At 67.6% G+C, this 13981-nt stretch carries 7 protein-coding genes; 5 read left to right on the plus strand and 2 right to left on the minus strand.

From position 1 onward, the window contains the following. Positions 1 to 13 precede the first annotated feature (13 nt). The 4 genes from ACREB7_RS13050 to dacB are packed head-to-tail and all read left to right on the plus strand — an operon-like array spanning position 14 to position 5278. Positions 14 to 1270: a dicarboxylate/amino acid:cation symporter gene (locus ACREB7_RS13050; RefSeq protein WP_431592707.1), complete on the plus strand. Its 1257-nt coding sequence runs from the start codon at positions 14 to 16 to the stop codon at positions 1268 to 1270. Next, a complete protein-coding gene (locus tag ACREB7_RS13055; RefSeq protein ID WP_431592708.1) occupies positions 1267 to 2772 on the plus strand; it encodes a permease in 1506 nt (501 codons plus the stop codon). Before ACREB7_RS13050 ends, ACREB7_RS13055 begins: the two co-directional genes overlap by 4 nt. Beyond that, the gene (locus ACREB7_RS13060) at positions 2769 to 3797 is read left to right on the plus strand and encodes a serine hydrolase domain-containing protein (protein ID WP_431592709.1); all 1029 of its coding nucleotides are present in this window, start codon (positions 2769 to 2771) and stop codon (positions 3795 to 3797) included. The genes ACREB7_RS13055 and ACREB7_RS13060 overlap by 4 nt, the downstream gene beginning before the upstream one ends. Continuing rightward, positions 3794 to 5278 carry a D-alanyl-D-alanine carboxypeptidase/D-alanyl-D-alanine endopeptidase gene (gene dacB, locus ACREB7_RS13065; protein ID WP_431592710.1) on the plus strand — a complete coding sequence of 495 codons (1485 nt, stop codon included), beginning with the start codon at positions 3794 to 3796 and terminating at the stop codon, positions 5276 to 5278. The genes ACREB7_RS13060 and dacB overlap by 4 nt, the downstream gene beginning before the upstream one ends. On the opposite strand, the gene ACREB7_RS13070 is transcribed toward dacB, so the two are convergent. Then, positions 5275 to 7659 carry a penicillin acylase family protein gene (locus ACREB7_RS13070; protein ID WP_431592711.1) on the minus strand — a complete coding sequence of 795 codons (2385 nt, stop codon included), beginning with the start codon at positions 7657 to 7659 and terminating at the stop codon, positions 5275 to 5277. The genes dacB and ACREB7_RS13070 overlap by 4 nt on opposite strands. Before the next feature lie 417 nt (positions 7660 to 8076). Between ACREB7_RS13070 and ACREB7_RS13075 the strand changes: the two genes are divergently transcribed. Further along, complete coding sequence (locus ACREB7_RS13075; RefSeq protein ID WP_431592712.1) at positions 8077 to 11118, plus strand: TonB-dependent receptor plug domain-containing protein; 3042 nt, start codon at positions 8077 to 8079, stop codon at positions 11116 to 11118. A 90-nt stretch (positions 11119 to 11208) separates the two neighbouring features. Here ACREB7_RS13075 and ACREB7_RS13080 read toward each other — a convergent pair whose 3' ends face one another. Continuing rightward, a complete protein-coding gene (locus tag ACREB7_RS13080; protein ID WP_431592713.1) occupies positions 11209 to 13896 on the minus strand; it encodes a LuxR C-terminal-related transcriptional regulator in 2688 nt (895 codons plus the stop codon). Positions 13897 to 13981 lie beyond the last annotated feature (85 nt).

Below are 13981 nucleotides of genomic sequence, written 5' to 3' on the forward strand. Positions count from 1 at the left end.
GGCACAGGGGCGAATGACGGGACTGCTTCGCCGCTGGGTCGCGGTGCCGCTGTGGCAAAGGGTGCTCGCCGCGCTCGCGATCGGCGTGGTGCTGGGGCTCGCCTGGCCCGCCGCGACCGACGCGATCGCCTTCGTCGGCGAACTTTTCGTCCGGTTGATCCGGATGCTCGTCGTCCCGATCGTCTTCATCAGCATCGCATCGGGGGTCACCGCGCTCGCCGACCCGCGCAAGCTGGGCTCGGTCGGCGCGCGCACCGTCGGCCTGTTCGCGGCAACGACCTTTTTTGCCGTGTCGATCGGCATCATCGTCGGCCTGCTGCTCGAACCCGGCAAGGGCGCGGCGCTGGCTGGCGCCGTCCCCCATGCGCTCGGCGAACCCAAGTCGCTGCACGATCAGCTGATCGGCATCGTCCCGGTCAACATCGTCCAGGCGCTGGTCGAAGGCGACATGCTGGCGATCATCTTCTTTTCCATGCTGTTCGGCTTCGGCGTCATCCTCGCCAGCGAAAAGGGACGCCCAATGGCGGACCTGTTGCAATCGGCGGGACAGGTGCTGTTCCAGCTGGTGCGGATCGTCATGGAGGTCACCCCCTTCGGCGTGCTGGCGCTGATCGCCAAGGCGGTCGCCGATAACGGCGTCGCGGTCTTCGCCAACATCGGCTGGCTCGCGGTCGGGGTCGCGGCCGGGGTGATCCTGCAAATCCTGCTCGTCCATGTGCCGCTGATCGCCCTCGTCGCGCGGCGGCCGGTGCTGGCCTTCTATCGCACGATCGTCGATGCCCTCGCGGTCGCTTTCTCGACCGCATCGTCGGCCGCCACCCTGCCCGTCGCGCTGCGCATCGCGCACGACGACCTGCGGATCGCTCCCGGTATCGCATCGACCGTGCTGCCCATCGGCGCCAGCATCGGCAAGGACGGCACCGCCATGTACGTCGGCCTGCTCAGCATCTTCGCGCTGCAGGCGGTGGGGGTCGAGCCCGACCTCCAGATGCTCGCCGTCGTCCTGCTCACCGGCGCGCTGGCCGCCTTCGGCACCGCGCCGATCCCTTCGGCCTCGCTGTTCATGCTCGCCGCCGTGCTTTCGGCGGTCGGCGTGTCGCCCGAACAGACCGCGCTCGTCGTCGGCTTCGTCCTGCCCTTTGACCGCCTGCTCGACATGACGCGCACCGTGGCGAGCGCGAGCGCCAACCTGACCGTCACCAGCGTCGTCGCGCGTTGGGAGAAGGCGGACGAGACACCGCCGCCCGCTGACGCAAAGTCCACGCCATGACGGCGACACTTGCGGCCGACGGCCTCATCGAGGAACGCCACGCCCCGGCAAGGCCGTCGCCGCGCCGCCTGTTCGGCCTTTACCTGCTGCTCGGCTTTGCCGCCGGCCTGCCCTTTTACATGTTCAACGCGGTGCTCACGCTGCGCCTGTCGAAGCACGGCGTCGATATCGTCGTCATCGGTTTTTTCGCCTGGATCGCGCTGCTGCCGACCTTCAAATTCGCCTGGGCGCCGCTGGTCGAGCGCTATGACGTGCCGGGCTTCGCGCGCTTCTGGGGGCGACGGCGCGGGTGGATCATGTTGTCGCAGCTCGGCATCTTCACCGCGATGGTCGCCATGGCCTTCACCTCGAACGACAAAAGCCTGCCGCTGACCGCCTTGTTCGCAGTCCTGCTCGCTTTCTGGACCACGACATTGGAGGTCGCCGCCGACGGCTGGCGCATCGAGCTCGCCCCGACACAGGCCGAACAGGCGCCGATCGTCGCGGCGAACCTGTGGGGTTATCGCAGCGCGATGGTCGCGGCGGGCAGCGGCGCGATCCTTGTCGCGGCGCGGGCCGACTGGACGATCGCCTATCTGGTGATCGCGGTCGCGGCCTTTGCGCCCTTCCCGATCCTCGCCGCGATGCGCCCCGAACGCGAAGGCGCGACCGGCCGCGTGCGGGCGCTGCTCGCCGGCACGGGCGCGAGCCTGCTCATCCTGCTCGCCGCCGCGCTCGTCACGGCTGCGGCCGGCTGGCTGCTCCTGTCGGCGGCCGAAAGCGTGGGCATCTCGGCCAAGACCAATGTCACCCCGGTCGTCCTCGCGGTCGCCCTGCTCCCCTTCGCCCTGCTCGCACTCGCGCTCCCTCGTATCAATCGCCTCAGCGCAGACGCGCTCGCGGGCAAATCAGGTTTTGCCGCCCCCTATGTCGAGATCTTCTGGCGCTATGGCTATGCGGTGCTCGCGGTGCTCGCCTTCGTCTCGCTCTATCGCATGGGCGACGTGCTGACGCTCACCCTGTCGCACCCGCTGTGGAACGAGGCGGGCTACAGCCTCGACCAGATCGGTTTCGCCGACGGCGTCGTCGCGCTGTCGGCGAGCATGGCGGGGGTCGCGCTCGGCGGCTATCTGTCGACGCGGCTGCCGCTCGGCTGGACGCTGGGCATCGGTGCGGTGACCGCCGCGCTCGGCAACTGGATCTATGTCTGGCTGTGGCACAGCGAGCCATCGTCCTTCATCCTCTATACCTCGGTGGCGATCGACCAGTTCGGCAATGGTTTCGCCGGCGCGGTGTTCGTGATCTATCTGTCGATGCTGGTCAGCCCGGCCCATCCGGCGGCACAATATGCGCTGCTCTCGGGCTTCGCCTTCCTGTTGCCGCGCCTGCTCGCGGGTGCATCGGGGTCGATGCAGACGCAGATCGGTTATGACGGTTTCTTCCTGCTGTCGGGGGCGCTGAGCTTCGCCGCGATCTTCCTGTTGCCGATCATCGTTCGCGTGAAAGGGCGTGTGGCAACATGACGGTCGAGGCGATTTGCGCAGCCGGCTTTGTCCCGGCGCTGGAAGCGGTCGAAAGCGGCCGTATCCCCGCAGCGGCGCTCGGCGTCGTCGATGCCGAAGGCCGGAGCGCCGTGCGCTTCGCAGGCATGGCCGCGCTCGTTCCCGAGCGCGAAGCGCTGACCCGCGACCATTGGTTCGACCTCGCCTCGCTGAGCAAGGTCATCGCGACGACGACGATCATCCTGACGCTCGCCGAACAGGGCGGCCTCGATCTCGACCGGCCGCTGACCGACGCAATCCCCGATCTGCGCCAATATGATGTCGCGAACGCCGCCGAGCGGCGGCTGACCTTTCGCGACTGCCTGATGCATCGCAGCTTCCTGCCTGCGGTCGAGCCGATCTATACCTATGGCGACGACCCGGCGCGGCTGCACGCCTTCATCCTGCAGCGCGAATGGCGCCACGGGCCGCCCGTCTATTCGGACATTAATTTCATCCTGCTGGGCATCGCGATCGAGCGCATCACCGGCGCGCCGCTGACGGACTGGCCGCTCGGCGAGGGGCTGAGCTTCGGCCCGCCGCCCGGCCCGGCGGTCGCCACCGAATATTGCAGCTGGCGCGGGCGCGTGATGAAAGGCGAGGTCCACGACGAAAACGCCTATGCGCTCGGCGGCGCCCCGGGCCATGCCGGGCTGTTCGGCACCGTCGACGGCGTGCTCGGGTTCGCCCGCGCCATGCTGCGCGGCGAAATCCTGTCGCCCGCGATGATGGCCGAGGTCCGCACCGCGAACGAACGCCACCGGACCTGCGGCTGGGAACGCGCCTTCGCCGGCTGGCACGGCGGCGACGCCTGTTCGGCCGAGACCATCGGCCACACCGGTTTCACCGGCACCGGATTATGGATCGATTTCGAGCGCGGCCTCGCCTGGGCGCTCCTCACCAACCGGGTCCACCCGACCCGTCACGCCGACAGCGGCATCGCCGCCCTGCGCCCTGCTGTGGGCGACCGGGTCATTGCAGCATGGGACGAACAGACAAGCTTATGAAAACATCGATCCGATATTTGGCCCCGGCCTTTGCCGCGCTGCTATTGACCCTTGCGCCGGCCCATTCCCAGACGGCGGTCAGCCCGGCGGCAACACCGTTGCTGGCCACGGTCGAGCAGAAATTGGCCGAGGGGCCGACGGGAACGCGGTTCGGCCTGCTGATCACGACGCTCGACGGCGAGATACTGGTGTCGATCGCCCCCGACCAGCGCTTCATTCCGGCGTCGAACACCAAGATGTTCACGACCGCCATCGCCTATGCCGAACTGCCCCTGCTCCAGCAGACCGCAAAGGGCACGGGCGTACGGCTTGAAACGGGCGCCGATGGTGCTGCCGATGTCGTCCTGCATGGCCGCGGCGACGCGCTGCTGTCGAGCGCCGACGACTGCAAGACCGATTGCCTGCAGACGCTCGCCGATGCGGTCGCCGCAAAGACGCGTCACGTCCGCCATATCGTCGGCGACGACAGCTGGTTCCCCGACGAACGCTGGAGCCCGGGGATGAGCTGGAACAATATCCAGTCGCGTTACGGCACCGGCATTTCGGCGCTGACGCTCGACGACAATGAGTTGGTGGTCAAGGTCGCGCCGGGAACGAAGGACGCCGTCGCGAGCGTGGCGGCGCCGGGCTATTACGAGATTCAAAACCGGGTTCTCACCGTCGCGGGCAAGGAAGAGACGGTCGAGGCGTTTCGTATGCCGAACAGCCGCATCCTGTATCTGACCGGCACCATCGGGACCGAGGCGCCGCCGATGACGCTGCGCTATGGCATCGACGACCCGGCGCATTATGCCGCCTGGCGGATGGGCGAGTTGCTGCGCGCGCGCGGCGTTCGCGTCGATGGCGACATCGCGGCACGCCACCGGCCGCTGACCCCCGCCGACGATCCCAAGACGCGCAAGGACGCACCGGCGGCGCTGCCCGCCGAGCCCGCGATGCTCGCCGAACTGCCCGCGCCGTCGCTCGCCGAGAATATGATCCGGATCAACAAGGAGAGCCAGAATCTCCACACCGAACTGATGCTGCGCCGCGTGTCGCGCGCGGCGGGCAGCGGCTCGATCGCCGACGGTCAGGCGGTGATGCGCAAGGTCATGGGCGAAGCAGGCCTCCCCGCGACCAGCTATTTCTTCGCCGACGGGTCGGGCATGTCGAGCTATAACCGCATCACCCCGCGCGGCGCGGTCGGCCTGCTCAGCTGGATCGCGCGCCAGCCCTGGGGCGCGGCGTGGCGCGACACGCTGCCCATCGCCGGGCGCGACGGCACGTTGGAGAATCGCTTCAAGGGCACGATCCTCGAAGGAAAATTATTCGCCAAGACCGGATCGCTCAACGCCTCGCGCGCCGTGTCGGGCTATCTCGTCACCCGCAGCGGCCGGACGCTGATCTTCTCGGCGCTGGCGAACGACATGCCCGAGGACACCGACAGCCAGGCCACCGCTGCGGTCGATCGCGCGCTCGTCGCGGTCGCCGAGGCGCTTTAGCGCGGGGTCAGGGTCATCCGCGCGGCGGCGTGGCGGTCCACGGCCGCTTTGCTGAACCACAAAGGCTGCATCGCCCCGGCGAGCCACAGCGGATAGAAATCGCGGTAACGCGGCGAGCGCGGGTCGGCCGACTGGCCCGGCAGCAGCAGGAAGCGGCTGTTGTCCCACGCGCCAACGTCGGCGACAAACAGATAGCTGGCGCCATGCGACACGTTGAAGCTGCGCCTGGCATTGAAGCCGCGCGCCATCGGCGTCGTCCCGTCGCCGCCCGAGCGGCCGCCTTCGATCTTCGGAAAGGCGCCCGCGATCGCCCGGTTCGAGGCCGCGAGCGGATGTTCGATCGACACGCGGTGGAGGTCGCCCCACTGCCAGCCGGCGGGATCGGGTCCGCCGACTTCGACCGCCTTCCTCCACCCCGCGACCAGCGCGCCGTCGATCAGCGCATCGCGCGCGGCACCGGGATCGTCCCCGAGACGCTTGTCGGGCACCGCGAGGAGGCGCAGCATTTCGGCGAGGTTGACCGAGGGGATCAGGTCGCGCGCCGCGACGGGAACGATCCGGTCGTAAAAGGCCGTCGACAGCGCCGGCATCACCATTTCATAGAGCAGCGCGGCGGCGCTGTCGGCCGCGATCCCGCAATCCCAACGCCGGAGCAGCGCTACGGCCTCGGCGGCCTCGGCCGAAGGATTGGCCGGAAGCAGCTTCAGCAAGGCGCGCGCGGGCAGCGACTGGACGTCATGCTGGAGCGCGATGCTGTCCTCGATCCGGTGCTTCGGCTGCCCGCCCAGCACTTCGACAATCCGGTCATAGCGGAAGGGGTCGCTCCAGCCGAAGCTGATGATCCGCTCGCGATAGGGATAGCCCGCCGGGATATTCATCTGGTTCGCCGACGCGAACCAGCCCTGGCGCGGGTTATAGACATGCGGCATATCCTCGACCGGCAAGATGCCCGTCCAGTCGAAATCGCCGTCGCCGGGCGCCGGCAACAGGCCGTCATGCTTCGGTCGGCGCGGGACAAAGCCGATCGTCTGCCAACCGGTGTTGCCGTCGACATCGGCATAATGGAAATTGGTCGGCGAGACGTGGAGCTTGAACGCCTCCCGCAGCGACGACCAATCCTTCGCCAGATTGATCGCGATGATGGCAAAGCGCATGTTGGCGCCGGGCAACATGCTGGTCGTGGCAAAGGCCACCGCACGGTTCCGCGCCGCATCTTGCGACACGATCGGCCGCCCTGCGGCATAACGCGACGTCACGCGCTCGGTCGGGGCGTCCTTGATCGCAATCTCGTCCTCGAACGTCTCGAACGCCTTCCACGCCCCCTTGTGCCAATATCGGCCGGGGTCGCCCTCCTTGGTCCGCAGGATGAAGAGGTCGGTCTGATCGATGTGGAAATTGGTGCGGCCAAAGGCGAAGCGGTCGGTATGCCCCTGCATGATCCCGGGCAGTCCCGGCGCACCCGCACCGATGACGTCGAGCCCCGGCGCGGTCAGGTGACACATGTGGCGCGGGCTGGCGCGCCCGATGCCGAGGTGCGGATCATTGGCGAGGATCGGCCGTCCCGTGGCGCTGCGCGACGACGCGATCGTCCAGGCGTTGCTGCCCAGCGCAAAGCGGTCGGCCCAGCGCGTTTCGGGGTCGAGCCGCGCCTCCTGCAGCGGCTCGAAGCCCGCCGGCCGGTTGGCGGGATCGAGCAGCCCAAGGTCGGCATCGCTCACCGCTGCGGCGTCGAGGCCTTCGGGAACCGTGAAGGACCAGGCAGGGCGCAGCGGCGCCATCAACTGGTCGGCGTCGAGCAGCCCGCGCGCCTGAAGCTGCGCGCGGCGCACCTCGTCGTCGGCATCGCCCATGCCGATGCCGCGCCCCCGCACCAGATCGCCGATTTCCCAGCGCAGCGGGCTGATTCCGAGAAGGCCATATTCAAGCGGCAGCCCAGCCGGATCGGCCGCCAACTCGTCGATCCGCGCATTGACGCCGGCGACATAGCCGCGCGCGCATTCGAGCACATCGGCGGGCAACGCCGCCAGCTCGGCGTCGATATCGCCGCGATAGAGGAAGAGCCGCGCCGCGCGGTCGGCGGCGACGAAGCGCGGGCCGAAAGCCTCCGCCATGCGTCCCATGTCGCGGCGATGCTCCATGTCGATCTGGAACAGGCGATCGCGGGCGACCAGATAGCCCTGCCCGAAAAAGGCGTCGTGCCGCGAGGCGGCGCGGACATGCGGCACGCCCAATTCGTCTTCGATCACCTCGATCGGCGCCCGCGCGCCAGACAGGGTGACGGTACGCGCCTTGCCACCCTTGACGATCGGTTTCGCCAACAGGCTTTCCGGCATCGCGACAAGCGCCGCCGAAGCCAGCAGAAACGCACGGCGCTCGATCAACAGGTCCTCCGCAAAAAGAAACGAAAACAACGAAACCCGACCCTATCGCAGCCCGGTGCCACCATCCCATAGCAAGCAGGCCGCCCCCTATAACTGCAAGCTATCCGCATCCGCCTTCCGATCGTTTCGGCGTCCCATATCTTCAGGCTATATGTCCATATAATCAGGTTAGTAGCGAAGCGGTTGACCGGCTGTAGCCACCCTGTAACCTCGCTGTCATGCAATTGGCTGTCCTCGCGCGCTCGACGTGGCGACGGACGGACGGGCAAAACGACTATCACGAAAACATAAGACGGCGGGCATCGCATTCGCCGGGCGGTCAGGTGGGACAAATGGGCAAGCCAACCCGGCGTAGAGACGCCGGGGCACGCTGCGGGCGGCGTGCGGGTGGGCCTCCGGAAAAAGGGGACTTATATCATGCGTAATCTTGGACGAATTCACCGGCCGCTGGGCCGCAAGACCCGCTTCGGCGCGGCAATGACCGCCCTGGCGCTGGTTCATGGCGCGCCGGCACTGGCGCAGGAGGCCGTCGCTCCGGCCGAAAGCGAAGCGGCGCCCGGCGACCAGATCGTCGTCACCGGCTCGCGCATCGCGCGCGACGGTTTCCAGGCCCCGACCCCGGTGATCGTGCTGACGCAGGAAGACATCCGCAACACGTCGCCGTCGAACAATATCGCCGACTTCGTCAATCAGTTGCCCCAGCTCGCCGGTTCGACCAAGCCCGCCAACTCGCGCCTCAACATCTCCAACGGCTCGGCGGGCATCAACGCCATCAACCTGCGCAACCTTGGTGAGGGCCGCGTGCTGGTCCTCGTCGACGGTCGTCGTTCGGTCGGCTCGACGATCTTCGGCTGGGTCGACATCAACACGATCCCGCAAGCGCTGGTCGAACGCGTCGAACTGGTAACCGGCGGCGCCTCCTCGGCTTATGGTTCGGACGCCGTCACCGGCGTGGTCAACTTCGTCCTCAACAAGAAGATGGAAGGGCTGCGCATCAGCGGCGACATCGGCGTCACCGACAAGGGCGACGGTTTCAACTATTCGGGCAGCATCGCGGGCGGCAAATCCTTTGCCGACGGGCGCGGCCATGTCGTCTTCAACGCCGAGATCGCGCATCAGGACGGCATTTACGAAATCGATCCGGGCGACCGTCCGTGGAACCACAAGGGCTATCTGGCCTTTGCCAACCCGGCCTATGTGGTGACCAACGGCGTCGGCAACGGCCAGCCCGCCTTCATCACCTTCCGCGAGAATGCCGGCCAGACCAACCAGGCGCCCGGCGGCTTCATCACCGCTTCGACCGGGACCTCGACCAATATCCTGCGGGGCAATTATTTCGGCCAGAACGGCCAGGTCATCCCGTTTCAATATGGCTCGTTCAACTCGCCGCTCCTCAACCCCGGCGGCCCGGGCACCGGCTCCCCGGTAACCCGCACCGTCGGCGGCGACTGGCGCGTCAACGATTCGGGTCGTCGCATCGGCCTCGCCCCCAAGGACGATCGCTACGGCTTCTATGGCCGCCTCAGCTTCGATGTGTCGGATGGCGTGACGCTGTTCGCCGAAGGCTCGTTCAACAAGCAGGAAGTCTTCTTCAACGCGGGGCCCAACCTCGGCTCGGCGACGATCACCACGACGGGCTGCACCACCGTTCCGGTCCCCATCTCCTGCAACGCCTTCGCGCTGCAGACGCTGGGCGCCACGCGACTGACGGGCGTCAACAATTTCTCGATCACGACGACGGCGGCCGACCTGCCCTTCCGCGCCATCAACAACAAGCGCCAGGTGCAGCGTTATGTCGTCGGCGCCGAGGGACAGTTCGACGCGTTCGGCAAGTCGGCGCGGTGGGACATCTACGGCCAATATGGCCGCTCCGACGTGCGCGAACAGCTGCGCAACATCATGCATGTCGCGCGCATGACCGCCGCTACCAATGCGGCCTTTGCGCCGGCGGGCAACGCTGGCGGTTACGCCGTGGGCTCGATCCAGTGCCTGATCAACGTCGATGCCGACGCCACCAACAATGATCCGAACTGCGTGCCGCTCAACCGCCTCGGCATCGGCGTCGCCGACCCGGCGGCGATCGATTATGTGCTTGGCGATCCGTTCCGCAAACAGGTGCTCGAACAATATGTCACGGGCGCCAACCTGTCGCTGACGCCTTTCGCCACCTGGGCGGGCGACGTCAGCATCGCGGTCGGCGGCGAATATCGCGAGGAAAAGATTCGCGGCAGCGTGCCGCAAGAGTTCCAGCCGATCGCGACGGTGGACGCCAATGGCCGGCCCGGATTCCGCAACGCCTGGTCGGTCGGCAACTATCTGCCGTTCAAGGGCAGCTATAATGTGAAGGAAGCCTATCTCGAGACCGTGGTGCCGCTGGGTTTCGGGCTCGAGTTCAACGGCGCGGTGCGCGCCACCGACTATTCGAATTCGGGCTATGTCACGACCTGGAAACTCGGCGCGACCTGGGCGCCGATCGAGGATATCCGCCTGCGCGTCACGCGCTCGCGCGACATTCGCGCACCAAATCTCAACGAGCTGTTCCAGGCCGGCACGGCGAACAGCGATTCGGTGCGCAACCCCAACTTCGACGCGAACAACCCGGCCAACGGTCCGCAATTCTTCCCCTATTCGGGCCTCACCCAGGGGAACCCGAACCTGAGTCCCGAAAAGGCCGATTCGTGGAATATCGGCGGGGTAATCACGCCGCGCTTCCTGCCGGGCTTCCAGGCATCGGTCGATTATTTCCGCATCGACCTGGAGGGGGCGATCGACACGATCAGCGCACAGGAAGTGGTCAACCGCTGCGATGAAGGAATTCAGGCCTTCTGCGACGCGATCACCACCGATCCGACGCGTTCGACGCCGACGGTGCCCTATCTGCTGATCCGCACCCAGCCCTTCAACTATGTGCGCCGGCTGGTGCGCGGCATCGACTTCGACGCCGCCTATCGGCTGCCAGTGGGTGAAAACGGCAGCATCACGCTGAAAGGCACGGCGACCCGCTATATCGAGAATCTGGCGGAAACGGGCATTGCCGGCACGACGCCGGTGAACACGGTGGGCGCGAACGGCGGCCAGGCGAGCACGCCCAAGTGGATCTTCCGCGCCAACGCCAATTATTCGACCTCGACCTTCTCGGGCACGGTCACCGGCCGCGGCGTCAGCTCGGGCAAATATCTGGCGAACGCGATCGAATGCACCAGCGCGTGCCCGACCTCGACCAGCCAGAACCCGACCTATGACAATAATCATGTCAAAGGCACCTTCTACGTCGACCTCAACCTGACGCAGAAGATCAAGGTCGGAAACGCGTCGGAGGCCGAGTTCTTCTTCAACGTCACCAACCTGTTCGATGCCAACCCGCTGCTGCTGCCCGAAACCGGCCTCGCCGCGAACAGCACCTTTTCGGACCTGCTGGGCCGCACCTATCGCGTCGGCGTGCGCTTCAAGCTGGACTGACGCAGGCCGGACAAAAAGAAACAGGGAGGGTCGCTACGGCCCTCCCTTTTTTTGTGCCTCGACTGCGCAAATTGCGCGCGGCGCGCCGACCTAGCGCGGCGCAGCGGTCTCGATCAGCTTCAGCCCCAAGGTCGTTGCGTTGAGCACCGCCTCTTCGCGGCTCGTCGCGCGCAATTTGCGCATCACATTCTTGAGGTGCCATTTCACCGTTTCGGGCGCGAGTTGCAGCGTGCGCGCGATTTCCTTGTTCGACTCGCCGGCGTTGAGCGCGCTCAAAATCTCGATCTCGCGCTCGGTCAGAAAGGAAAAGGCTTCGCCCGGCGCCGGCAGGTTCGCGCCCTCCAGCGCAGGATCGTGCCGCGCCGGATCGGCGAGCTTGAGCAGCGCAAGGAAGCAGTCCGAGCTATAGGCCTCGCTACAGAAATTCTGCACCGCGCGCACCCCGGTGACGTCGAGCACATCGACGATCGTGCGCCGGAACCCGACGCTGGCGGCGTGGTTCAGGAAACGGACCGTCTCCAGCTCGACCATCTTGTCGCAGCGCCCGCTGAGCTGCGGCAGGATGTTGAACAGCGTCGCCGACGCGCGCAGTTCGGCATCGTCGGCGTTCGACGCCAGTCGCAACAATCGCTCGGCAACCGTCGTCAGCCGTGGTCGGTCGCCCTGCGCGATGGCGTCATAAGCGCGCGCCTCGGACAACAGGGCAAAGGCGCGGCCCGGCGCCGACAGCGGATCGACGACCGCCGCGTCCTCGTCGACGACGGCCACCACCGCCTCGGGGTCGATCGTCTGCGGCAGGCGCAGCCGGGCGCGCTCGACGATGCACAGCGCTTTCAGCGGCGCCCAGCCCCGGTCGAACGCCAGCAATTCGGCGCGATCGACCAATGCCGCCGCCTGGTCGGCCCGCCCCAAACTCGCCGCGACGCGGATCGCGACCAGAAAGGCGTTGATCAGCGCATCCTGGAACACGCTTTGTTCGAGCAAGGGCAGCGCCGCATTCGCCAGTTCGGCCGCCGCCGCCGGATCGGCGCGCTCGTAACAGCAGCGGGCCAGCGCCGCATCGACCAGCGCCGTGGCGAGGTTGGTTTCCGTCGCCGTCCGCCGCGCATCGCGCAGCACGCGTTCGGCCTCGCCGAGTTGTCCCAGGGCCCGCGACGCCGCCGCGCGCGCGCAAACGCCGAGCGCCAGCGGCAGGTCGAGCGACCGCCCGGCCCTGCGCTGCATGAGTGGGCGAACGGCGTCGTGAACGAGCCCGAACAGACCGCGACGCGACGCACCATGCGCGTGCATCGCGCGCAACATGGCGACGGCGAAGTCGGACAGATCGCCCGGCGCAGCCAGCCGCTGGTCGCAGGCCTCGGCGACCGCGTCGAGCCGGTCGCCGGCATAGGCGCGATGGAACAGGTCGATCGCGGCCGCCTCGGCTTCGCCGCCTTGTGCGGCCAATGCAGCAATAGCGACGGCCGCGTCATTCCGCGCGGTGAGCGCCGAAAGCCACGCATCCGCGATGACGAGGCGCGGGCTCGCGGCGCGATGTTCGGGTTCCAGCCGCGCCATCCAGCCCGCGACGCGTCCCGTGGCGCCCGCCTCGAGCAAGGCCATGGCAATATCGCCCAGCCATTCGGCCGCCAGCGCGGCATCGCCCCCCGCCAGCGCCTGGCCGACCGCGTCGCTCTTCATCCCCTGCGCCGCATAATGGCGGGCGGAAACGCGGAACAATTGCGACAGGCTGTCCCGATCGACGCCGAACAGGAGCACGGCGCGAAAAGCCGGGTGCAGATGATACCACCCGCTGCCGTCGGTCGGCGCTTCGATGAACAGGCCCCGCGCCGCGAGGGCACCGAGCAGGTCTTCGCTGTCGGCTTCGCCGCTGAGCAGACGGCCAAGGTCGGCGTTCAGCTTCGGCGCCACGGCGGCGCGGCGCAGGAAACGTCGATCGGCTTCGGACATATCGCCGATGATGGTCGCGAGATAGCTCGCGATCCGGTCGGTCAGCGCGCTCCAGTCATCGTCGCGGGCCAGCCCGCCCGCCTGCCGGGCGGCGATCCGCGCACCGGCCGGCCAGCCGTCCAGGAAATCCTGGAGCGCGGTACGGCGCGGCTCGTCGAGGGTCACGCCCGCGCCTCGCAACACCTCGCGCAGCATGTCGTCGGTGAGCGCGAGGTCGGCGCGGCCGATGCGCAGCGCCATGCCGCGCCGTTCGGCGGCGTCGGTCGCCAGCGCCGGTATTGCGCGGCTCGCCATGACCAGCCGCAAATGCACGGGCGGGTGACGGAGCAACCGGTTGAGAACGTCGAGCGCGTGCGCGTCGCGAAGCCGATCGACGTCGTCGAGGATCAACAGCAGCGGCCGATCATCCGCATCGATATGGTCCGCCAACGCATCGGCGACCTCGGCCGCTGACGCCAATTCCGGCGCCGCGTTCCGCCCGGCATCGCCGCGTGCCAGCCGAACCGCCTGAACCAGATGATCGGTCGCCGCGCCATCATCGCCGTCGGCCTCGAACGACACCCAGCCCGCATCCCAGCCCGCATCCCGCGCTTCGGCAAACAGCGCCGCGCAAAAAGCGGTCTTGCCATATCCTGCCGGCGCCCGGACGATGCCCAGTTCGTGCCGCTCCAGCTGATCGAGCCACGGCCCGACGCGGTCGAGACCGACGAGGTCGGGCGGAAAGCGCGGCGGGGCATATTGGCGCGGGACGGCGCGCGGCCGAACGGCGGGCGGCACCGCGCGGAGCAGCGCCTTCGCTTCGATCCTCGATCCCGGCTGGACGGTCATGCGTGTGCCCCTCCCTTGTCCTCCCTGGCTACGCCGCGCGCGCGTGATCGGCAAGCGGCACACGCCATCCCCCCCATCGCTCCCC

It is taken from the genome of Sphingopyxis sp. (assembly GCF_050725615.1).
Classification (GTDB): domain Bacteria; phylum Pseudomonadota; class Alphaproteobacteria; order Sphingomonadales; family Sphingomonadaceae; genus Sphingopyxis.